The following is a 23,988-nucleotide window of genomic DNA, read 5'->3' as shown; positions in this document are numbered from 1 at the left end:
AAAAAAGATGAAAAATAGATATATCAAAATATTTTGTGTCGCAATTGTTGGTGCTTTGACATTAGCTTCATGCGATAAAGGATTCGAAGAAATGAATAAGAATCCAAATGCCTTAACAGATCCAGCTGTAAAATCTATGTTTACGCTTGCTGAGATTTATGTAGACGGACAAGATTTTTCTAACACAAGAGGAAACAATTTATACGCTGCACAAATCGTACAGCAGTTTTCTTCACTTGGAGGGCCGGGTTCAAAATACACGTATTCTTCTGAGTATTCTGCCGCTCTTTTTGGTGAAACGTACGGAAAAGGATTAAATCAGATTTTCCAATTATTATCTGTAGTAGAAAATACGCCAGAAAATACCAATATGATTCAGGCATTAAGAATCATGAAAGTTTTCTTGTTCCAAAAATTGACAGATACTTACGGTGAAGTTCCTTATTTTGAAGCTGGAAAAGGATATAACGGAAACGTGTTTTCTCCAAAGTATGATACGCAAGAAGCGATTTACAATGATCTTTTAAAAGAATTAGACGAAGCAGGAACAGCACTTGATGCAGGTAAACCATTTGTCGGAAGTGCCGATTTGTACTACCAAAGTGATGTTGCAAGATGGAAAAAACTAGCAAACTCTTTAATGCTGAGAGTTGCAATGCGTTTATCTAAAGTAAATCCGGCAAAAGCAAAAGAATTTGTAGAAAAAGCTTATGCAAAAGGAGTTTTTACTTCAAATGATGACAGTTTGGTTTTAAAACACGATGCAGGTCCTGCAGGTGTTAAAACCAATCCAATTACATCTTCTTGGGTTAGAAACGATTTGAATGGAGGAGAATCTAACATTAAATTTAGTAAAACGTTTATCGATATGTTGAAAAACACAAACGATCCACGTTTAAGAATTTATGCAAAACTAGAAGCTACAGGAGATAATAATCCAGCAAGTCAGCAAGGTTTGGCAAATGATGCAAAAGAATTTCCAGGAGGAGACAAAAAACTGTTCTCAGACCCAAATACTTCTACAGTATTGCGTTTAGATGCTCCAACATTAATTATGTCTTATGCTGAGGTACAGTTTTTATTGGCAGAAGCAGCGGTAAAAGGATGGAATGTAGGCGGATCGGCTCAGACTTATTATGAAAACGGAGTAAGAGCGGCGATGAATATTTTAACCATTTTTGGAGATAAAGTGCCTGCGGTTACTCCTGCAGAATACAACACTTACATTACAACCTATCCATTTAAATCTGCAGGAACAGAAGCGCAAAAAATCGAACAGATTATCACTCAAAAATGGATTGTATTGTTATTCAACGGTTTTGAAGCATTCTCAGAATACAGAAGAACAGGATACCCAGTTTTAGTTCCTGTTAATGATCCAACTGGAGAAACACAAGGAACAATTCCGAGAAGATTAATTTACGATCAGTCAGAACTTATTACAAACGAGGCGAATTATAAAGAAGCAATTCAACGCCAAGGTTTAGATTTAATGACCACAAGAATCTGGTGGGATAAATAATTTTTAAATTGGTTGGTTAGTTAAGATAAGTCGGGTACTGAGCATACCCGGCTTATTTTTAAAATTGTTTAATTGATTGATCTGATAGTAAGGAATTGAAAAATTATTGTACAGATTTAAATGCTTTTTTTTCGCAGCAAGCAAATACGATTCTGCTGAAAAAGATGGATTTTATTTTCTGGATTTTAAAAATTTCAAAATAGTATACTTAAAGTTTATTTCAATTATTTGAATTTAAAAAAACAATCCATATCAAAATCAAACATAAGGCAGTGGTAAAGAAAATATTTCTAGTTGTATTTTAGAGTTACTAACAAAGAATAAATTTTCAAGAGAAGGAATAGCGCGGTCAGTCTTTCCTTCTCTAAAACTGCCAAATTACTTACCTTTTTTAGTAATTTTAGAAGGTATTAAAATAGTACTCTGTAAATGAATTATCAAAAACAACTTCATTGGATAATGTCCTTATTTCTGGCTGGTTTTACGTCAATTTCCTTTTCGCAGAAAATTGATTTAAAAAACAATTGGAAGTATCGTGAAGAAAAAACACAAAAATGGTATTCGGCTACTGTACCAGGAGAAATTCATACCGATTTGCTAAACAGCAAATTCATACTAGATCCATTTTACAGAGATAACGAGAAAAAACTGCAATGGATTGAACGCAAAAACTGGGAATATAAAACTGCTTTTCAGGTTTCAGCAAATATGCTGAAAAAGAAAAATACAGAATTAGTTTTTGACGGATTAGATACTTATGCATCAGTTTATGTAAACGATAAGCTGGTTTTAAAAGCTGATAATATGTTTCGTCAATGGCGTGTTGACGTTAAAAAAGTCTTGAAATCAGGAAATAATGATTTGCGAATCGTATTTCAATCGGCCCAAAATGTAGTCGATTCACTAGCTAAAAAAGATTATCCATTTGTAATTCCAGACAATCCGCGCGCCTATGTTCGTAAAGCGCAATACCATTTTGGCTGGGATTGGGGACCAAAATTCACCACTTGCGGAATCTGGAAAACGCCAAGATTTGAAGCTTATGATGAAAAAGAACCTGAGAAACCGTATGTTTTAAATCGAAAAATTGAATTAATACAAGACAAAGACAGTCTTGGCCGCTCTTTTTATTTTAAAATTGACGGAAAGCCGGTTTATATGAAAGGTGCAAATTATATTCCATCAGATGCTTTTCTTTCGAGAGTGACCAAAAAAGAATATGAAAAAATAGTTTTATCTGCCAAAGAAGCCAATATGAATATGCTTCGTGTTTGGGGCGGAGGTATTTATGAAGACGATTATTTCTACGATTTATGCGATAAATACGGCATAAATGTTTGGCAGGATTTTATGTTTGCAGGCACAATGGTTCCTGGAGACGATGCTTTTTTTGATAATGTTAAAAAAGAAGTTCAGTATCAGGTAAAGAGACTTCGTCATCATCCAAGCATTGTTTTATGGTGTGGAAATAATGAATCAGACGAAGCTTTTAAAAATTGGGGCTGGATGAAAAGTTTTAAAATTTCAAAACAAGATTCAATCCGTTTGTGGAAAGACTATACGCGTTTATTCCACGACAGTATTCCAAAATGGGTAAAAGAAGTCGATGGCAAACGTCCGTATTTAAGCTCTTCACCATTATATCATTGGTCAAAAGCAAAAAGCATAACCGAAGGAGATAGTCATTATTGGGGAATTTGGTGGGGATTAGAAGATATTGAAGCCGTTCAGAAAAAGACAGGACGTTTTGTGAGCGAATATGGAATGCTGTCTTTACCAAATTATAATTCAATTGAAAGTTTTACTTCAGCAGAAGATCGACAATTATATTCAGATATACTAAAAGTACATTTAAAAGCAGGGAAAGGTTTTGAAAAATTAGATTCTTATCTCGCCAGATATTTTATTGATGCTTCTAAAATAAAAAAGATGAATCTGGAAGATTATGCATACTTAAGTCAGTGTCTGCATTATTATTCGATAAAAAATATTGTCGGCATCCATCGTGCTAAAGCGCCTTACAATATGGGAACTTTAGTTTGGCAGTTAAATGACTGTTGGCCTGTTGCAAGTTGGAGCATTACAGATTACAATAATCGACAGCCAAAAGCTGCTTGGTATGCCATAAAAGAAGCATACAGAGACGACATAAAACCAGAAATTGATTTTACGCATCCGAAAGATTTGCCATTAGAAGACCCAAAAATCAGTTGGGAAATAAAAGGAAATAACGTAGTTGTAAAAGCTCAGAAAATGGCAAAATACGTTTGCATTTCGATAAAAGGCTATAACGGAAAATGGAGCGATAATTATTTTGATCTAAAAGCAGGAGAAGAAAAAACAATTTCGTTTGAAGGGAAAATAGCAAAACCTGAGATTAAGATTTATTCCTTGTATGAGGTTTTAAAGAGGTACTAAGGTGCTGAGGTTCTAAGTTGCAAAGGGACAAAGGTTTTTCGTAGAGACGCACTTCAGTGCGTCTCACCCACAGAATTTAAAAATTAAAATATATGAGAATAGTATTTAGCGGCTTTTTGGCTTTAAGTTTACTTTTTGCCAATCCGATAATTTCACAGCAAAAAAAGACAAAACAAACAGATGTAAATTATACGCAATATGTAGATCCGCTAATTGGTTCGGCGGGGCATGGCCACGTATTTGTGGGTGCAAATGTTCCTTTTGGAGCTGTACAGTTGGGACCGGTAAATATTTTCGAAGGCTGGGACTGGTGCAGCGGCTATAATTATTCGAGCAATACGATTTTAGGTTTCACGCACACACATTTAAGCGGGACAGGAATTGGTGATTTAAACGATATTTTGGTGCTTCCAGTCAGCGGAAAAGTGGGTTTGACCAAAGGAACAAAAGAAGATATGGTAAACGGTTACGGTTCGTATTTCTCTCATAAAAACGAAGTGGTAAAACCAGGATATTACAGTGTTTTATTGGATAAATATAAAATCAAAGCTGAATTAACGGCAAGTGAAAGAGTTGGTTTTCATAAATATACTTTTGAAAACACTAATGATTCGCACATTTTAATTGATCTTGCTGACGGAATCGGTTGGGACAGACCGGTAAAAACGTTCATTAAAAAAGTAAGCGAAACCAAAATTGAAGGCTATCGATGTTCTGCAGGATGGGCAGCAGACCAGCGCATTTATTTTGCAATGGAATTCTCGGAGCCGATTACAAATATGATGGTTTATGATAGTACAGCTACAGTAAAAGGAACAGAAGGTGAAGGCTTAAAAATAAAAGCGGTTTTAGATTTTAAAACCTTAAAAAACAAACAGATTCTGGTAAAAGTCGGAATTTCTCCAGTTAGTACAGAAAATGCGTCTGCCAATATAAAAGCAGAAATTCCGAACTGGGATTTTGAAGCAATTGTAAAATTAGCAGATTCAAAATGGAACAAAGAGCTGAATAAAGTTCAGATAAAAGCAGACGAAAAAACAATGAAAGTTTTCTATACTTCATTGTATCACACCATGTTTGCGCCTTCCATTTTTAATGATGCGAATGGAGATTACTTAGGAACGGATAAAAAGGTTTACGAAAAAGCCAATTTTACCAATTACACTACTTTTTCACTTTGGGATACGTACCGCGGACTGCATCCATTATACACTATTACACAGCCTGAAAAAATCAATGATATTGTAAAATCGTTTTTAGCGATTTATCAGCAGCAAGGAAGATTACCGGTTTGGCATTTGATGGGTAACGAAACCAATACAATGAACGGAAATCATTCTATAGCGGTCATTGTTGATGCGTATTTAAAAGGATACCGTGATTATGATACCAATTTAGCATATGAAGCGATCAAAAAAACGGCAATGCAAACCCGTGACGGAATGGATTACGTTCAGAAACTAGAATATATTCCTGCCGATAAATTATTAGAATCTGTTGGAAATGCTTTAGAATATGCTATTGATGATTACTGCATCGCTTTAATGGCAAAAGCTTTAAACAAAACTGACGATTATAATTATTTTACGAAAAGAGCCAATTTATACAAACAGTATTTTGACAAAGAAACCACTTTTATGCGTGGTAGATTGGCCAATGGAAATTGGAGAACGCCATTTAATCCGCTTTCATCTGCTCACCGTAAAGACGATTATGTAGAAGGAAATGCGTGGCAGTATACTTGGCTGGTTCCGCAAGATCCTTACGGATTAATTGATTTATTTGGAAGCGAAGATAAATTTATTGCAAAATTGGATTCACTATTCTTGCTGACTGACAAAGTAGAAGGCGAGGATGTTTCGCCAGATATTAGCGGTTTAATTGGCCAATACGCTCATGGAAACGAGCCAAATCATCATATTCCGTATTTATATGCTTATGTGGGACAACCTTGGAAAACAGCAAAATTAATTCGAGAAATCGATGAGAAATTCTATTCAACAAAACCTGATGGATTATGCGGTAATGAAGATTTAGGACAAATGTCGGCGTGGTACGTTTTATCTTCTATGGGATTCTATTCAGTTAATCCAGCAAACGGAATTTATGTTTTAGGAAGTCCGTTAGTAAGCAATGCTGTCATTCATTATAAAAAAGGAATTTCATTTACTATAAATGCCATTAATAATAGTGCTTCAAATATTTATATTCAAAAAGCAGAATATAATGGAAAACCCTATACAAAATCATATATCACACATGAAATGATTGTAAAAGGCGGAGAACTGAAATTATATATGGGAAATAAGCCGTCAGCAACATTTGGAATTAAGAAAGAAGATAGACCTCAATAATTTAAGATTTAAGAGTTCTGATTTTAGATTTCCTAACAGGTTTTTGAAATCTGTTAGGTATGATTTAAGTTTAAGATTTATGGTCGCTTTGTCAAAGTTTAAAACTTTGACAAAGCTTGGATAATAGAAATTGGCATTTTATAAAAAAATAAATACCTAACAAGTTTTTAAACCTGTTAGGATAGCAACACAGAATATGAAAATAAAAAGTTTAATTTTTTTAGGAATAGTACAGTCCTGTCTTTTTCTAAATGCACAGGTAAAAGCTTTAGATCCTGTTGAATATGTAAACCCGTTAATGGGAACGCAGTCTTTGCATAATCTTTCAAATGGAAATACTTATCCCGCAATTTGCAGACCGTGGGGAATGAATTTCTGGACACCGCAAACTGGAAAAATGGGAGATGGATGGGCTTATACCTATACGGCAGAAAAAATCAGAGGATTTAAACAGACGCATCAGCCTTCGCCATGGATGAACGATTACGGACAGTTTTCGATTATGCCAGTTACGGGGAAGTTGGCTTTCGCCGAAGATGAACGCGCAAGCTGGTTCAGTCATAAAGCAGAAGTTTCAAAACCCTATTATTACAGCGTTTATCTGGCAGATCATGATGTTACGACCGAAATTACTACAACAGATAGAGCGGCTCATTTTCAGATCACATTTCCAGAAAACGAACACTCTTATATTGTAGTTGACGCTTTTAATAAAGGATCATACATTAAAATTATCCCATCAGAAAATAAAATTATAGGATACACAACCCGTAATAGCGGTGGTGTTCCAGATAATTTCAAAAATTATTTTGTACTCTATTTTGATAAGCCATTTACGGCAAATTCCACCTTTAACGATAAAACTTTAGAAAAAGGAAAATTAGAATTAACGGCTGGTCATGCTGGAGCAGTAGTCGGTTTTAAAACTAAAAAAGGCGAAAAAGTAAATGTAAAAATAGCATCATCTTTTATAAGTTTTGAACAAGCTGAATTAAACTTAAAAAATGAACTAGGAAATGCTTCATTCGAAGAAACTTTAGAACAGTCTAAAAATGAATGGAACAAAGTTCTAGGAAAAATTGTTGTAGAAGATACAAATGAAGAGCAGTTGAAAACATTTTATTCTTGTTTGTACCGTACGGTTTGTTTTCCTCAAAAACAATATGAAATCAATAAAGACGGCGATATAGTACATTACAGCCCATATAATGGAAAAGTTCTATCAGGTTATATGTATGCAGGAACTGGATTTTGGGATACTTTCCGTGCTTTATATCCCTTATTAAATCTGGTTTATCCTTCGATAAATAAAGAAATGCAAGAAGGATTAATAAACGATTATAAAGAGGGCGGATTTCTGCCAGAATGGTCAAGTCCAGGTTTTAGAAATGTCATGGTTGGAAATAATTCTGCTTCTGTAGTTTCAGATGCTTACATGAAAGGATTACGCGGTTATGATATCAATACTTTGTACGAAGCTTTACAGCACGGAGCCAATAATGAAGGACCAATGGATGCTGTAGGAAGGAAAGGAGTTAAGTACTACAACACTTTAGGGTACATTCCTTATGACGTCAGAATAAATGAAAACGCAGCGAGAACATTAGAATATGCTTATGATGATTTTGCAATCTGGAAATTGGCAAAAGCTTTAGATCGTCCTAAAAAAGAAATCAATTTGCTTGAAAAGCGAATGATGAATTATAAAAATCTCTATAATCCTTCTGTTGGATTAATGAGCGGACGAAATAAAGACGGCAGTTTTCCAGCAAATTTTAATCCGTTCAAATGGGGAGACGCTTTTACAGAAGGTAACAGCTGGCATTACAGTTGGAGCGTTTTTCACGACATTCAAGGTTTAATCGATTTAATGGGAGGAGAGAAGAATTTCACGGCAAAATTAGACGCTGTATTTACAACGCCTCCAGTTTTTGACGATAGTTATTATGGATCTGTTATTCATGAGATCCGTGAAATGCAGATTATGAACATGGGACAATATGCCCACGGGAATCAGCCGATTCAACACATGATTTATTTGTATAATTATGCAGGCGAGCCTTGGAAAACGCAATATTGGTCAAGAGAAGTGATGAACCGTTTGTACAAACCAACTCCAGATGGTTATTGCGGAGACGAAGATAACGGACAAACTTCTGCATGGTATATTTTCTCAGCAATGGGATTTTATCCAGTTTGTCCAGCGACAGACGAATATGTTTTGGGAGCGCCTTTGTTTAAGAAAACAACTTTACAGTTAGAAAACGGAAAACAGCTTATTATCAATGCACCGAATAATTCAGAAACCAACAAATATGTAAACGAATTGAAATGGGATAATGCTTCTCATTCTAAAAATTACATCAACCATTTTGATGTATTAAAAGGAGGTGAACTAAATTTCGATATGACAAGTTCTCCGAATTTAAAAAGAGGCACAACAAAAGAGGCATACCCATATTCTTATTCAACTTCAAAATAAAAAGATATGCAGTCACGTAGAAAATTTATAAAAAACGCAGGCATTTTTTCCGCAGGGTTATTGGCACTTCAAACAGAAGCTTTCGGATTTAATTCAGATGCTTTTCCCTTTCCGCTAAAAGATTTTATTTCTAAAAGACCTCCTGTTGGCGAAAGAAAATTTACAAGTAAAGCAATTGAAGCTGCGATCGTACGCATTAAAAAACAAATTGCCAATCCAGAATTGGCATGGATATTCGAAAATTGTTTTCCTAATACACTAGATACAACAGTAGATTTTGAAATTATTGACGGAAAACCAGATACGTATGTAATTACAGGAGACATTGATGCCATGTGGCTTAGAGACAGTACAGCTCAGATCTGGCCTTATATTCCGTTTGTAAAAGAAGATCCAAAACTGGCAGAATTGGTAAAAGGTGTTATTAATCGTCAAGCGAAATGTATTCTGCTGGATCCATATGCGAATGCTTTTTATAAAGATTTCACTAAGGAAAGTGAGTGGAAAAACGATCTTACCAAGATGCAACCCGGAATTCATGAAAGAAAATGGGAAATTGACAGTTTGTGCTATCCAGTTAGATTAGCCCACGGATACTGGAAAGAAACGGGAGATATCAGTTTATTTGATGCCAAATGGAAAGAAGCCATGCTTTTAGTGCTTCAAACTTTTAAAGAACAGCAGCGAATGGATGGCAAGGGCGGTCCTTATAGTTTTCAGCGTCAGACGGCTTGGGCGACAGATGGAGTTCCGTTAGGCGGTTACGGTTATCCAGTAAAACCTTGCGGATTAATCGTTTCGACTTTCCGACCAAGCGACGATTCTACTTTATTCGGTTACCTGATTCCGAGTAATATGTTTGCTATTGAAATATTAGGATATTTAATTGAAATTTTCTCTCTACCAGCTTTAAAAGACAATGATTTAGTTGCAAAAGCCACAAAATTAAGAGATGAGGTTCAAAATGGACTTAATGAACACGGCATCATCAATCACCCAAAATTTGGAAAAATTATAGCTTTTGAAGTAAACGGATACGGTAGTTTCCACATGATGGACGATGCCAATGTACCGTCTTTATTGTCATTACCTTATTTAGGTGCGATTGCTCCAAATGATCCTTTATATCTTAATACAAGAAAGGTGGTATTGTCAGAAAATAATCCATTTTTCTATAAAGGAAAAGCAGGAGAAGGAATTGGAGGCCCGCACACAGGAGTTGATACTATTTGGCCAATGAGTATTGTTTTGAGAGCGATTACAAGTGTAGACGAAAAAGAAATAAAAGCTTGTATCAGTAATTTGATTAAAACCAATGCCGACACAGGATTTATGCACGAATCTTTCCATAAAGACGACGTGAATAAATTTACCCGTAAATGGTTTGCTTGGGCGAATACATTATTTGGCGAAATGATTGTGCACACCAGTATTCATTATCCTCAAATTTTAAAAGATAAAAATATCTAGTACTAAAGCTTAAAAAATAGAAATGAATACATCACACGCCATTGGGCTAGATATAGGCGGAACGCATATTACAGCTGCGGTTATTGATAAAACAGAAATGAAAGTGCTTGATTTTTCACTCTGCAAAGAATCTTTCGATTCAAATCTGCCAGTAGATCAAGTTATGAATATCTGGAAAAAAGTAATCATCACCTCAATTAAAAACTCTAAAATTAAAGATATCACGGGAATTGCGATTTGCATGCCTGGACCATTTGATTATAAAACGGGAATTTGCTGGATTAAAGATCAATCTAAATACGAGCATTTTTATGGACTAAATGTAAGGGAATTGCTTTTGGAAACTCTTGGTTTTCCTGCAGATTTTCCAGTTCTTTTTGAAAATGATGCCGTTTGCTTTGGAAAAGGAGAAGTTTTTAAGCAACAAGAAAACCTATCTAAAAAAGTAATGGCTGTAACATTAGGCACAGGATTAGGAGCTTGTTTTATTGATAAAGGAACATCAATCAGTTCAGGAAATTCTGTTCCAGCTGATGGAGAAATATATAATCTTACTTATAAAGATAGCATTGCAGAAGATTATGTTTCTGCAAGAGGTCTTTTATCGCATTATAAATCTTTAAACGGTATCGAGCTTAATAATGGAGTAGAATTGTATAATCTAGCAAAAAAGGGAGATAGGTTAGCAATTAAAGTATTTGAAGAAATGGGAGAGGACTTAGCTCAAGTTGTAATTCCATGGATTAAAAATTTTACGGCAGATCATATTATTATTGGAGGAAAAATTGCCAATGCAAGCGATTTGTTTTTGTCTTCATTTAATAACACAATTCAAGAATCTGATTTAAAAGTTGAGGTTTCTATTTCAAATGACAATGAAATCGCGGCCTTACTAGGAGCGGTTAGTTTTCTTTGTGATTAAAAACAAAAAAGGATGAGATTTAAACTCATCCTTTTTTCTCTATGCTAAATAATATTTAGAATTTTTAATTAAGAACAATAAAAAAAGCCTTTAAATTTTACATTTAAAGGCTTTTAATTTTTAAAGTTTCTCATGGGAAACTTCTACTGGCGGAGAAAGAGGGATTCGAACCCCCGGACCTGTTACAGTCAACAGTTTTCAAGACTGCCGCATTCGACCGCTCTGCCATTTCTCCAGTATCTTGCTATCATTTTCTGATTGCGAGTGCAAAGATAAGCTGTTTTTTGAATTGTGAAAATTTTTTTTGAACTATTTCTTAAAAAAATATACTATAAAAAAGAAAAACCTTAACAAAGGTCAAAGGTTTTAAATTTAAGATGAAGAGGAATCAAGATTATAGTCCTTATCCCGCTTGTATATTGCATTTCTAATATTTTTTGTATTAAACCCACCACAGAAGCATTATACATTTTTTGCATCTTGAAAATTCCGATCTACAATTAGTATTATCATAAAATTTGATTTACATTTTCGGATAAAAATGTTCAAGAATTTGTTTCGGTGTTTTAACAATTTCTCTGCTGATTGAGTTAAACCATTTTACTTCTTTTGTAACTTCTGCGCAGCATTCGTTCTTTGAGTTAAAAAAGCAGCTTTTAATATTGATTTTGTCTTCAATATAGCAATGCTTCATTTCAAGTAAAAAATGTTCTGTAAACATCAGGTCTTTATGGATGATCAATTCGTGATTTCCTTCCTGTAAATCTAAATGCATATAATTGAGTTTTTCTTTTGAAAAACCGTTATGAAACAAAAAATGGTATAACAATCGAACAGTATACGAAATGTATGCGATATCTTCCATAACCATATAATCATTTACTTCTTCTCCAGTAACAACATAATTTTTACAGATCATTTTATTGTGATTTAAGGTTAAAAAAGAGACCGGCGTAATGCGTTACCGGTCTCCAGAATATTAGTCATCTTTAATACTCTTTGAACCTGAATGGATCTGATTCTTAAAGAGGATTATTTAATTAATAAAAAATTGTAATTGATCTTTATTTTGTCAGCAATTTTTTTTCTTACAAGACTAGGTATTTCAATATCAAAATCTTCAGGTTTTGCCTCAAAAGCGCCAGCCGCATTAAGACCATTTGATACCTTAGAAATTTTTACAATAACCGAGACTGGCCTAGTTTTTCCGTGAATAGTAAGATCTCCTTTTAATGTAAAATTTTTAGGCGAACTTGTAATTTTTGAACTGTCAAAATCTTCAATTTTACCTTTGAAAGTGGCTTTTGGAAATTTTTCAGATTCCATATAATTTTCATTAAAGTGCTCCTCCATCAGCGCCACTTTAAAACGAAAACCTTTTATAAGTACCAGGCTGGCAAAATCTCCCGTTGTCTGATCCAGAACAGCTGATACTGATTTGTTTTCTGCGGCAACTTCTTCGTAAGATGGCATAGATGCCTGAAATTTTATATTGCCTGTTTTTGTAATTAGTTTTTGCGCAGTTCCCTGAGTATTTGCTGCTATAATAAGCAGTAGCGCTAAAAAAATAATATATGATTTTTTCATAAAAATTAGTTTTCTTTTAGGCCATCAGTATTCCATTTTACAATTAGGTCAATATTAGCTTGAGCCATTCTGCCGCCTTGTGGCATAAGACCTTGCTGACCGTTTTGAAGCTGGATTCGACCTAATAGGCCAGCGTTTTCTACTGCAGCTTTTACCTGTGCAAAAGTTGTCAGAGGTCTGAAAGCGGCAGATCTTCCGCTTGAGTGGCAGCTTATGCAGTTGGCATCAATAATAGATTTCACATCTTTATTGTAGGTAACAGCAGTTGTTGGATTTGTGGGATCCGTCGGATTTGTAGGGTTTGTCGGGTTCGTTGGACTTGTCGGTGTCTCGATATCCTGAATGGTGTCAGAATCACTGCAGCTTGCCAATACAGCCAGCAAAATTGTAAGTACGATTGTTTTTTTCATGATTTATCGTTTTTAATTGTTAGAATACTCTGTATAAGTTAAAACCAAAGAAGAAATCTCCCTTACCCCAATCGCCAGAAGCATTGGTAAGGTATCCGCTCTCACTCATAGATTGTGAATTGGTAAAAATTAATTGAAATACGTGTCCGCCAGTTTCTATATCAAGTCCCACAGACAACGGATTTTTATAAAAGTCCGGTTTGTCAAAATTGTGCATGTATTCTAAATTTACAGACAATCTCTTCGTGATTTTATAGCGTCCGCCACCTCCGAAAGAGAGCTGATTATCTCTTTCTATATCAGGATTATAAAGGTTTTTGTGTAAAAAAGATGGCACTAATTCTAATGAGAATTTTTCACTTACTTTTCTGGATATTAGAAGCTGCTGCACATACGTCATTCGATGTTTAAATTCTAAGCCAGGATATTGGTCTTTTTCTAAAAAAGTATTGATGTCTGCGACACTATATCCAACAATGTCAAGAGGAAAATTATCGTTTTGTCTTGCCATTCGATACTTTAATCCGATTTCATACATTTTGTTTAAAGTATGTCTGGAAAGGCTCGCTGACAACCAATCTGTAATGCCATAAATTCCTCCTAGTTTTGTGGTAGCATTATCAAGGCCGAAAAAACTGTCAAAGCCATCTTTTACAGTGCCAAAACGATGTGAAACCACAAAATAAAACTCTTTTTTGGCCGGCATTTTTGTGGTCTGCAACGTTACCAGCTGTAAAGCTTTAAAGGTTGCTGTAGAATAGCTTTCTTCTACCTGAGTAGAATCAAGACTCTTTAGTAAATCATCCTGAGAATAGGCCAGTGTTGCTAAAAACAGGCAGAACGGAACTAGAATTTTCTTCATAAATTAATTATTATTTGTTTGGTTTATTTAACACTGCACTGATCTATTTTGACTTCAAGAAATAGTTCGTCATATCCAATGCATTTGCCTTTAATCGTAGTTTTTTTATCCATCATTTTTGTGTTTAATTTTTCTTTGAAGAGGCAGAAAACCGTATTTTCCAGTACAATTGCAGAGTCGGTTTCTTTGGTTGCTTTGCCCGTTATTTCTATAGTTTTGTTGAGGTATAACGAGTCTGCTTTTTTAGGATCTGCGGTATAATCTTCGATAAGTTTTTTGGCCGTTATCCTAAAATCTGGTGTTTCTGATGCTATATTGCGAGCTTCTTTAAAAATGACTCCGTAATAAAAGTAGATGCCGGCTGAAATTATTACCAGCACTATTGAAGTTGCAATTATTGTTTTTCTTCTATTCATATTCTGTTTTGTTTTTTGATGCTTAATAATCGGCCAGCGAGTTTTTTGTTTCATAGCTTTCTTCCCGCATTTTTTTTCGATGCTGAATGCCAAAATCTCGTAATGATTTAATGATAGGTTTTAGTGATGAACTGTAATCCGTTAATTGATATTCGGTTTTGGCACGGCTTTGATAATCTGTTTTCTTTTTAACAAATCCGTTTAGTTCCATTTCTTTCAGCTCATGGGCCAAAACTTTGGAAGCAATTTTGTGCACTTCTTTTTGAATTTCAGAAAATCGTTTGTTGCCTTCCATAAGTGCCAGCAATATTGGAATTCTCCATTTTCCGCTGATCATGTAAATGGCGTCCATAATGGATGCTATTTCAGATTTGCATTTTGATGCAAATCTGACCTGCTGTATATAAGATGTGGCGTTTTCTGGTGTATTCATGCTTTAAAACTGTATCAAATCAAATGATGATTCTATAGTGAAACAGCTTTGGTGCAGATTACCCTACCAAAGAATTGCGATTTTTTGAAAAAAAAAATAAAGATGAAGAATACAAGTTTTAAAAACTCTTGCCGAAAAGATGTTAAAATGAAACCCTAAAGCTCAGATTTGGTGTTCTTTGCAACGAAAAAGTGTCCACTTCTTCAATAGAATTGGTCAAAGAATTAATTCTGTAATATTCGCTAGTTTCATTTCTTCTGTTTAGGATATTTAGGATAGAGATTCCTATTTTGTATTGAATTCCGCGTGCGGTTTCCCATTTGTAAGTTGAGGAAAGATTAACCTGCGAAAATATGTGCAGATTACTGTTATTTGGCCTATTATAAACCAGTACAGGATCAGAAAGATCAATTTGGGATAAGTCTGGAGATGTTTTGGGTCTTCCAGAAGACCATTTTGTTCCTAAAGCAATTTTGAAATTGTTTTTCTCATAAATTCCTGCCCATGATAAAGTGTGGGTCAGTTCAAAGTTATTGGGAAAACGTTGATATTCATAATCAGGAAAATCATAATTGTTTTCATTATATGTATAACTTAACCACGTAAGAAAGTGATTTATTTTTTTTTGGATCAGCATTTCTGTTCCCCATATTTCATAATCGCCAGTAGTTCTGACAAATTCCAGCTGATTTTGAAAACCTTGACTAGAGGTCGTTATTCCTGTTGCTTTTTTGTAAAAGTTTTCGATATCCAGAAGCCAGTTGTTTTTTTGGTAGAATAGGTTTAATGAAAGCTGTTTGCTTCTTTGTATTGGAATTGTGCCATTATTCGAAACAATCCAGCGTCTTTTTTCGATGCCGAAATAATCTTTCTGCAGATCAATAATCTGTTGGGAGTTTTGGCTTTTTAGCTCGCCAAGTAATTCTAAAGTCACACTTTTGCTAATTCCGTAACCAAATTGAATTCTTGGCTCTGCAATATATTTTTTAAATTTTTCAATATAATTAAGACGCATTCCGCCTTTAAAATAAACTCGGGAGACGGTATCGTTATATTTTCCTTCAAAAATTAAAGCATGAGTTCTTAAAACGTCCTTTACTTTGCGATAGAAATCGGGATTGGTTACCTGTTCTAAATTAGTAATGCCAATTTCATTAAATTGATAACCGTCACTGAAGCTAAATTTAGAGTTTAAAATATGATTGTTTTCCAAATTAGCTCCATTGTTGTTTACTGTATTTTCCTGAACTGCTCTTTGGTTTTCGTAAGTTGTATATTGATTGGCTAAAAGTTCGTACGAAGAGTTGTAAACATTAATTTTTGTAGTGTTGAAGTTATTCCAGTTTCTTTTCCATGACAAATTTGCACCATAATTCTGCTGGCGTAAAATATTGTTTTGTGATTTGTTTATATTATATGAAGTGGCGCTTTTGTTGACTTCCAGATTGTCTTTAATGGTTATTAAATCAAGTACTAATTGATCTTTGATTCCTATTTTCTGCACATATTTTATTGTAGCGTCATAAAAGCCAAATTTTTTATCGCTTTTATAATTAAGATTTTGGCTCTGCGAAAAATCTGTTATTGTAGTATTTTGAAATACTTTGTTGAAATATTCTCTATAAGTAGGAGTTTCTACAAAATCAGTGATCGATTTACGCGCCGAAATTTCGATATAACTTTTTTTTGAAAGATTATATTTGGCGTAAACATCAGCATTAATCATGTTGATTCCGGCGCTGAATGAATTTTTTTCTGCTTTTTCGGGAGTAGAAGAAATGTCAACTACGCTTGAAACGCTTTCTCCATAAAAAGCAGAACTTCCGTTTTTGTAGATCGAAATTGTATGTGCAAGATTTGGATTGAAAACCGATATTAAACCAAAAAAATGTCCCGTTTGAAACATTCGTATTCCATTCCACAAAAATAAATTCTGATCATGCGTACCGCCACGAACATTGATGCTTGAGACACTTTCATCGAGACTGTTTACACCAGGAATCTGCTGCATGGTCTGCAAGGCGTCGGCTTCAATAAGTCCGGGAAGAATACCAAATTTTTTAGGTTTAATTTCAAGAGATCCGTCAGTTTTCTTTGAAATGCCAGAAGCCAGAATAGCATTAGTTTTAATTTCATGCAATTCTGTAATTTCAGGCTCCAGTAGGATTTGAATGCAATCTTTGGCATTTGTGTTTCCTGCCGTAGTTCTCTTTGATGCAAAACCGACATGGCTGATTACAAAGGTATTTCTGTTTTCTTCATTAAACTCAAAATACCCTTCTGAATCAGTAGTAAAATGGCTTTTATTATTTAAAATGATATTGGCATTTTCAATAGGTTTTTTATCTATTGAAGATAAAACATAACCGCAAACCATTTTTGAGACAGTATCTATTTTATAGATATTGATGAATTTATTTCCTATATTTTCAAAAGATAAATTGGTTTTTTTTCTCAAATACTCCAATTTTTGTTCTAATGAAAGCGATTTCTTGGGAGGATTGAATTCTAGCCCTTCAATATTATCTTCGGTATAATTAAAACTAACGTCATGCTGTGCTTCAATATCAATTATTATTTTTTTAAAAGGCATGACTTTTCCTTTATCCTGAGCAAAAAGATTCAGGACAATAAAGAAGAGAAAAAACAAAAAATGAAATTGTTTGGGGCGGAACATTTATTTTTCGTCAAAAATTATTTTGTTGTTCGAAACCTTTCTCGCTTCTAAATGATACGTTGTACTGATAATCTGCAAAGCTGTATTTAGATCTTTTGCGGGTAATTTTCCTGTAAACAGCGAAATAGTGTCTTTGGTATTTAAATCGATCTTAATATTATATTGCCTTTCAACTTCATCTAAAAGGGTTCTTATGTTTTCTTTATAAAAACATATCTGGTCATTCATCCATTCTGGCTGTAATGAACTTACAGTCATTTTTATCTGTTTTCCATTTTCAAAACGAACGCTTTGTCCGTGGGTTAATAGAATTTCAGTGTTACCATAATTTACTTTTACACGGCCTTCGTAACACACCACGTCAAACCTGTTTTTTCTGGCTTTAACGTTAAATTGCGTTCCTAAAACCGTTACTTTTCCAAGACGTGTCTGCACTTCAAATTTTCTTCCTTTTGCAACTTTAAAATAAGCTTCTCCTTTAAGTTCCAAATGCCTGTTGCTGTCCCAATTCCATTTTTTATAGTTTATTTCAGAACCTGAGTTTAAAACCACTTTAGAATTATCGGGTAATGAGAAAACGGTCTTTTTTCCAAAATCAGCAGTTTCTGTTTGAGGGATAAAAACTTTCATGGCAAACGTAATTCCAAGAGCAAGAACAAATATAGCTACAGCTCTAGGCATCCATTTTTTGTAAAGCGGAACTACTTTTGGCGCTGCTTTTTTCTGGCTTAAAATGTTAGATAGCATACTATTTTCATCGAAATCACCAGCATCCAGGTGAGCGGTATATTTTTTAATTTTTTGATATTTTTCAAAATCGGGACTTGCCTCAAAAGCAGCTAATTCATCTGGAGATAAATCGTCGTTGAGCCATTTTGCTAATAAGCGATTTTTTTTCATTTTATCGTATTATTTAATTAAAACAATTAGAACTAAATTTACCCTACTTTTTATAAATCAATTTCTTTGCGCAAGCTTAACAATGCCAAATGAATGCGTTTTTCAACCGCTTTTACGCTTATTTCTAGCTCAACGGCAATTTCGCTGTATTTTTTTCCGTCAACTCTATGCATCAAAAAAGCAGTGCGCTGTTTTTCGTTTAAGTTTTCGATTGCTTTTAATAGTTTTGCCTGAAATTGCTTTTCTTCCAAGAGATATTCCGGACTTTCATTTGTCTTGTCCAAACCAATAAAGTTTTTTTCAAAGTTCAAAACCACTTTTTGGTGTGCAATCTGGTTGAGACTGCTGTTGTTAGCAATGGTGTAAATGTATGATTTTGCTTTTTCTAAAGGGACAGAAGCGCAATTTTGCCAAAGCTTAACAAATGCTTCCTGAGTTATATCTTCTGCTTGTTCTGCATTTCCAAATTTGTAAAATAGAAAATTTCGAAGAGCTTTTACATGACTCTTGAAGAAAGACGAAAAAATGATTTCATCACAAGTATTAGATTGGTTTTGATCTGGCATTTAGAGTTTCAATTTTTTCAGCGTAAAAGTATTTGTTTTTAATTTAAGTAGGGTAAAAGTAAAGATGATTGTTTTATAGAAGAATAAAATGCTATTGGTTTTTGATAATTTAGTATAGAATAAGATTATCAAACTTTGTCTTAGTTTATTAAAAAACAGTTTGTTTTAAAATTTATTACCTTTGTAAAAACATAAATATGTTCCTTTTGAAAAAATATTTATCAATTGCAGTTTTCTTATTCTTGCTGTTTTCCTGTCAAAGTGAAACAGAGGAGGAAAACAATAATTCGCAGGGAACAATTACAAGTGTTTCTCCGCTTACGACTTATCTGCAAAGGGTCGCGATGGTTAAAACCGTACAGGATAATATGATTGACGGATCGAGTTATTGCACTATAAAACTCCCATATACGGTTACGGTAAACAATGAGCAGATTGCAGTAAATACTACTGCCGATTATCAAAAAGTTTTGGATAATATCAACGCCAGCAATTATGATAATGATATTGTAAAAATAGATTTTCCTGTAACGATGGTGTATTATAATTACATCGAAAAATTAATTCCAAATCAGGCAGATTTCGATTCTTTAATTGATTATTGGAATCTCTATCCAGATCTTTTATCCAAAATCAACGGATTAAACATCAGCTATCCCATAACAATTAATATCTATAATAGCATCAGTCAGACAGCAAGTTCTCAATCGATAATAAGTGACCAGGCTTTTTTTAATTTCATTAAAAATTTGAATGAAAGCCAATATATTTCTTTAAAATATCCTATCGCAATTACGGATTATAATAATCAGATAAAATCGATTTCAAATAATCTGGAGTTTGAAAATGCCATAAAATATGCTATAGACTATTGTCCTGAAAATAACCTTGTGCCATTAGATTTTGCAACAGCCATCACAAAAGGTTCTTGGGAAATACCCTATTTTTATGATGGCACTGTTAAGACTTCAAATTACAGCGATTATTCATTTGTATTTAAAGCGGATAAATCTGTAGTTGCCAGCAAAGCAGGAATTTCAGAAACTGGACAGTGGGAAAGTTCAGTCCAAAATGGTATTACAGCAGTAAATATAAGTTTTGCTACTGGCGTGCTTTCTAAATTAAATTTTAACTGGAAGCTGTTTGAATTTAATAATTCTCAGATACGATTACGAGACGCAGGCGCAACGACTAATTATCTTTATTTTCAGAAAAAAAATTAACGGATCTTTTTTTCTTTCTTCCCAACCAAATAAGAAATCCTGTTATGGGTAATGTTGCCGCAAACAAACAAACCAAAAAAGCTACGATTTTTGTTGGATAACCATAAATGCTTCCAGTATGAATAGGATAAATAAGCCTTCTTATTTTATCGCCATTGCTGAAGGATTCGTAAGGACGTATTTTTAAAAGCTTACCTGTGTATTTATCAAAATAAGCCATACTTGAAATATTGGGAATGGATTTTTCAAGATTCAATTTAATGACCATAATACTATTTATGGTGTCAGATGGGATTCTAATCTGCGTATCGCCTTTGTATTTATAGATGTTTTCTGTTTTAGAAAGTATGTTTTGATAAAAAAAAGCTTTATCCAGTTTAGGATCTGTTTTTGTAGGATTTTCAACTTTAGCCGAAGGTTTTTTTGCTGTTCCATCTGCTAATAAATAAATGCCGCTTTCAAACCATTTAAAAGACCACGTTAATCCAGTCAAAGAGATTATCAGAAGAAATAGAAAACTGTAGAAGCCAAAATTTGAGTGAAAGTCCCAATTAACCCTTTTAAAAGAAGCATTCCATTTTACTGTCAATCTCTGTTTTATATTTTTTATTTTTTTTGGGCACCATAAAATTAGTCCCGAAAGCAGCATGAAAACGAAAATAAGACAGCTGCAGCCTGTAATAAATTTTCCGGCTTCTCCCAGAATTAAATGGCGATGCAAATCTAAAATGATAGAGAAAAACCTGCTTTTTTCAGGAATCGCTGCCAATACTTTTCCGCTATAGGGGTCTACTGAGAAAATCTGATCTTTTTTATCGATATCTGTTCCGGTTATAATTACTGTTCTTGCCGGATCTGCATAAGTTTGAATTCGGTCTAATGCTGTAATTCTGTATTGTTTCTCAATAGAAGCGAGGTAAAAATCGATAGGCATTTTTTTTGTTCCTATAGTCGAAACTTTATAAAATTCAGGATTTATAAAAGAATCAATTTCTTCTTCAAAAACCAAAATGCTTCCTGTAAGAGCTACAATAAATACAATAAGCCCGGACGCTAGTCCGAGCCATAAATGTAAAAAGCCAATATTTTTTTTAAATGTTTTATTCATGTAAATAGGCGAGAAAAATATTTTTTAAATGCAGTAAAGCTATTTAGAAAGAATAACCAAGAGTCAAAAGCCAGTTTGAAGGTGCTCCAGGGAATAAACGGATATAATCGTATCCTCCAACCCAATAGGTTTTGTTTAGGATATTATTAGCATTCAGCTGAATTTTAAACTTATTGATATTATAGTAAAAAGCAGCATTGAATAAGGTATATCCAGGAAGAGTTTCCGTAGTGGTTTGGCTCATGGTGCGTGTTGTTGCAAAATTAGACCCCATTGCGATTCCAAAATCTTTTAAAGCGCCATTTGTAAAATTGTAGCGAGTCCAGATATTACCCTGTTGTCGCGGCGTATTTGGTTTTTGTCTTCCAATTTCAACTTCAATTGGACTTTCAGTAATAAAAGCTTCATTATAACTGTAAGCGGCAGAAATGCTCCAATTACGGGTGATATTTCCATTCAGATCAATTTCAATCCCTTTGGATTCCTCCTCACCAATAGATCTCATTAAATCTGGATTTGACGGATCGTTTGCAGGATACAATGTATTTTTCTGCTGTATTTTGAATAAAGCAACTGTCACAAAAAGTTTTTCGTTGAACCAAGATGATTTTCCTCCAAATTCAACCATATTACTTTCTAACGGATTAAATGGCCCTCCTGCATTTGGATTTGCGAGAGTAGATGCTGTTTGAGGATTGTAACCCTGAACATAAGTTCCGTATAAGTTAATATTTGGATTAAGGGTATAAGTAAGACCAAAACGTGGTAAAAACGAATGCTGCTTTACTTTTGTTTCTGTGGCTTTTTTGTAATTTACTTTATCTGAATATTCATCGTAGCGAATACCAATTAAAGCCTGAAAAGCGCCAAATTTAATATGGTCTTGAATATAAATTCCGTATAATGAATAATAGGTTGGGTCAACCTGGCGGGCCACATAAAAATATTTGCTCATATCTTTTAACTGCTGCGATGCAAACGGATTGCTCAAATCAAAATGAGCTACGTTTGGCACTGGATTTCCTTTAGAATCCAACAAATAATTGGATTTATTTGCTGGGTTATAAGTGGCAATAAAGCCATTGTTGGCAGCATTTCGATAACCGCTTGCAGTTAATTGCGAGCCGCCAGAAGGAACCTCTTCCTGAGCATAATCAAAACCAGCTATCAGATTATGGTCTAAGGCGCCTGTTTTAGCTTCATATTTAAAAAAAGTAGAAAGATTATCAATATAACGCTTGCGTTTACGTTGAAAAACCTGCATTTCAATTGCAGTTGGAATTGTAGACCCGTCTCCGGCAGAAGCATATTTATTGGCACCGCGATGCTCTAAAAGATCCTCATTATATCCCGTTCTGATATAAGATCCTGAAAAGGATAAGCGATCTGAAAACTGGTGATTTAAGGAAGTTGTAACGATATAGGTTTCCTCTTTTAAATAATCGTTTGTTGAGTTTAACGAATTTGAAATCTTTGTAGAGTATAAGTTGTTTTCATAAGTTGATTGTCCACGGTCCAGATTTCCATTCGAACTGCTGTAAATTAAATCAAAATTCACGCTTGTTTTATCATTTGGAAGAAAAGATAGGGAAGGAGCTACAACAATATTTTTATCATATTGTAAATCTCGAAACGAATTAGCATTCTCATAACCTAGATTTAGACGGTATAAAAGTGATTTATCTTCGGTTAAAGGTCCCGTAAAATCGGCTAAAGCTCTTAAGGTATTAAAGCTTCCAGTAGAAAAACTCACACTGTTGGCAGCCTGATCTAATGGTTTTTTGGTTACACGATTTAGAACTCCTCCAGGAGAAGCATTTCCAAACAAAGCCGATGATGGTCCTTTTAAAACTTCGACACGTTCCAGATAATTTGCCAGAGGCTGTTTCCAGAATCCTGTAGATGTTCGCATACCATTTAACAATTGCGTATTGCTTCCCCCGTTTATTCTAAAACCTCGAATCGAAATATCATCATAAAAAGTAAACTGGCTTACACCACTGAAATTTTTTACTACGTCGCCTACGCGAATTGCTCCCTGATCGGCTATTAATTCTTTAGTAGCATACGAAACTGCCTGAGGTAAATCTTTCAGCGCGATTTCTGTTTTAGCGCCGATAAAAGATTTTGTGTTGCGATACGATTTTTCTTTGCGTCCGGTAATTTCCACAGTCTGCAGAGTATTTACGTTTTCTTTTAAAATAGCAGTAATCTCAAGATTTTCATTTTCTTGCAGTTCAACGTTTTTTTGTTCTGCTGTGAATCCCATCGCAGAGAAATAGACTGTATAGTTTCCAGCAGCAAGATTTGCAATTTCAAAATTTCCCTTGTCATCAGAAACGGCATTCTTTTTAGGACTTTTAATTGATATGGAAGCGTAAGAGACGGCTTCGTTATTTTCGGAAATAATTTTTCCGGTAATTTTGGCATTTTGCGCCGAACCAATATGTAGAAAGGCAAGCAGTAATAATAAAGAGAAAGTTAATTTCATGGCGGTTATTTATTTTTATGCTGCAAATCTAATCTTATTTAGACTAAATACAAATAATTTTTTAATTTGTGTGCCTTTTTTAAACAAGAAGTAATCTCTCTTAATTAATTCTAGTTGCTTCTTTTTTTAATTTCGTTTGTTTTTAAA

At 34.2% G+C, this 23,988-nt stretch carries 18 protein-coding genes and 1 tRNA gene; 7 read left to right on the top strand and 12 right to left on the bottom strand.

Going from position 1 to position 23,988, the window contains the following annotated elements; translation table 11 throughout:
* Window positions 1-7 precede the first annotated feature (7 nt).
* The 6 genes from NU08_RS20210 to NU08_RS20185 all read left to right on the top strand — a co-directional run bounded on the left by NU08_RS20210 (window position 8) and on the right by NU08_RS20185 (window position 11,168).
* Window positions 8-1,522 (top strand): SusD/RagB family nutrient-binding outer membrane lipoprotein, encoded by a 1,515-nt coding sequence (locus tag NU08_RS20210; RefSeq protein WP_129748863.1) that lies wholly within the window; start codon window positions 8-10, stop codon window positions 1,520-1,522.
* 429 nt (window positions 1,523-1,951) lie between these two features.
* The gene (locus tag NU08_RS20205; protein WP_242502611.1) at window positions 1,952-3,940 is read left to right on the top strand and encodes a beta-mannosidase; all 1,989 of its coding nucleotides are present in this window, start codon (window positions 1,952-1,954) and stop codon (window positions 3,938-3,940) included.
* A 92-nt stretch (window positions 3,941-4,032) separates the two neighbouring features.
* Entirely contained in the window at window positions 4,033-6,294 is a 2,262-nt protein-coding gene (locus NU08_RS20200; RefSeq protein WP_129748862.1) for a GH92 family glycosyl hydrolase, read from the top strand.
* 196 nt (window positions 6,295-6,490) lie between these two features.
* Window positions 6,491-8,776, top strand: coding sequence for a GH92 family glycosyl hydrolase (locus tag NU08_RS20195; protein ID WP_129748861.1), 2,286 nt, complete (start codon window positions 6,491-6,493; stop codon window positions 8,774-8,776).
* A 6-nt stretch (window positions 8,777-8,782) separates the two neighbouring features.
* Window positions 8,783-10,246: a glycoside hydrolase family 125 protein gene (locus NU08_RS20190; protein WP_129748860.1), complete on the top strand. Its 1,464-nt coding sequence runs from the start codon at window positions 8,783-8,785 to the stop codon at window positions 10,244-10,246.
* Window positions 10,247-10,268: 22 nt separating this feature from the next.
* Complete coding sequence (locus tag NU08_RS20185) at window positions 10,269-11,168, top strand: ROK family protein (RefSeq protein WP_129748859.1); 900 nt, start codon at window positions 10,269-10,271, stop codon at window positions 11,166-11,168.
* Window positions 11,169-11,315: 147 nt separating this feature from the next.
* Here NU08_RS20185 and NU08_RS20180 read toward each other — a convergent pair.
* The 10 genes from NU08_RS20180 to NU08_RS20135 all read right to left on the bottom strand — a co-directional run bounded on the left by NU08_RS20180 (window position 11,316) and on the right by NU08_RS20135 (window position 19,019).
* Window positions 11,316-11,403: transfer RNA gene (locus NU08_RS20180), tRNA-Ser, on the bottom strand.
* Between the two features lie 288 nt (window positions 11,404-11,691).
* Window positions 11,692-12,087: a hypothetical protein gene (locus NU08_RS20175; protein WP_129748858.1), complete on the bottom strand. Its 396-nt coding sequence runs from the start codon at window positions 12,085-12,087 to the stop codon at window positions 11,692-11,694.
* A 113-nt stretch (window positions 12,088-12,200) separates the two neighbouring features.
* Window positions 12,201-12,755 carry a YceI family protein gene (locus NU08_RS20170; RefSeq protein WP_129748857.1) on the bottom strand — a complete coding sequence of 185 codons (555 nt, stop codon included), beginning with the start codon at window positions 12,753-12,755 and terminating at the stop codon, window positions 12,201-12,203.
* 5 nt (window positions 12,756-12,760) lie between these two features.
* Complete coding sequence (locus NU08_RS20165) at window positions 12,761-13,165, bottom strand: cytochrome c (RefSeq protein ID WP_129748856.1); 405 nt, start codon at window positions 13,163-13,165, stop codon at window positions 12,761-12,763.
* Between the two features lie 19 nt (window positions 13,166-13,184).
* Window positions 13,185-14,027, bottom strand: coding sequence for a DUF5777 family beta-barrel protein (locus NU08_RS20160; protein ID WP_129748855.1), 843 nt, complete (start codon window positions 14,025-14,027; stop codon window positions 13,185-13,187).
* A 23-nt stretch (window positions 14,028-14,050) separates the two neighbouring features.
* Window positions 14,051-14,497, bottom strand: a complete 447-nt coding sequence (locus tag NU08_RS20155) for an OB-fold putative lipoprotein (RefSeq protein ID WP_242502610.1) — start codon at window positions 14,495-14,497, stop codon at window positions 14,051-14,053.
* Window positions 14,466-14,876, bottom strand: a complete 411-nt coding sequence (locus tag NU08_RS20150; protein ID WP_129748854.1) for a winged helix-turn-helix transcriptional regulator — start codon at window positions 14,874-14,876, stop codon at window positions 14,466-14,468. The genes NU08_RS20155 and NU08_RS20150 overlap by 32 nt, the downstream gene beginning before the upstream one ends.
* A 142-nt stretch (window positions 14,877-15,018) precedes the next feature.
* Window positions 15,019-17,469 (bottom strand): TonB-dependent receptor, encoded by a 2,451-nt coding sequence (locus NU08_RS20145; protein ID WP_242502609.1) that lies wholly within the window; start codon window positions 17,467-17,469, stop codon window positions 15,019-15,021.
* An 84-nt stretch (window positions 17,470-17,553) separates the two neighbouring features.
* On the bottom strand, window positions 17,554-18,453 hold the full coding sequence (locus NU08_RS20140) for a FecR family protein (protein WP_129748852.1): 900 nt from the start codon (window positions 18,451-18,453) through the stop codon (window positions 17,554-17,556).
* A gap of 50 nt (window positions 18,454-18,503) precedes the next feature.
* Window positions 18,504-19,019 (bottom strand): RNA polymerase sigma factor, encoded by a 516-nt coding sequence (locus NU08_RS20135; protein WP_129748851.1) that lies wholly within the window; start codon window positions 19,017-19,019, stop codon window positions 18,504-18,506.
* Window positions 19,020-19,216: 197 nt separating this feature from the next.
* On the opposite strand from NU08_RS20135, the gene NU08_RS20130 reads away from it, so the two are divergent.
* Window positions 19,217-20,242, top strand: coding sequence for a hypothetical protein (locus NU08_RS20130; protein WP_129748850.1), 1,026 nt, complete (start codon window positions 19,217-19,219; stop codon window positions 20,240-20,242).
* On the opposite strand, the gene NU08_RS20125 is transcribed toward NU08_RS20130, so the two are convergent.
* Together NU08_RS20125 and NU08_RS20120 are read right to left on the bottom strand one after the other, a co-directional pair.
* Window positions 20,211-21,350 carry a PepSY-associated TM helix domain-containing protein gene (locus NU08_RS20125; RefSeq protein WP_129748849.1) on the bottom strand — a complete coding sequence of 380 codons (1,140 nt, stop codon included), beginning with the start codon at window positions 21,348-21,350 and terminating at the stop codon, window positions 20,211-20,213. The two genes, NU08_RS20130 and NU08_RS20125, sit on opposite strands and share 32 nt — an antisense overlap.
* A 43-nt stretch (window positions 21,351-21,393) precedes the next feature.
* Window positions 21,394-23,841, bottom strand: a complete 2,448-nt coding sequence (locus tag NU08_RS20120) for a TonB-dependent receptor (RefSeq protein WP_129748848.1) — start codon at window positions 23,839-23,841, stop codon at window positions 21,394-21,396.
* Window positions 23,842-23,988: the final 147 nt, after the last annotated feature.

Origin of the sequence: Flavobacterium anhuiense (genome assembly GCF_004151235.1) — a bacterium.
In the GTDB taxonomy this organism is placed as follows: Bacteria; Bacteroidota; Bacteroidia; order Flavobacteriales; family Flavobacteriaceae; genus Flavobacterium; species Flavobacterium anhuiense_A.
This window is presented reverse-complemented; position numbering and strand designations above follow the sequence as displayed.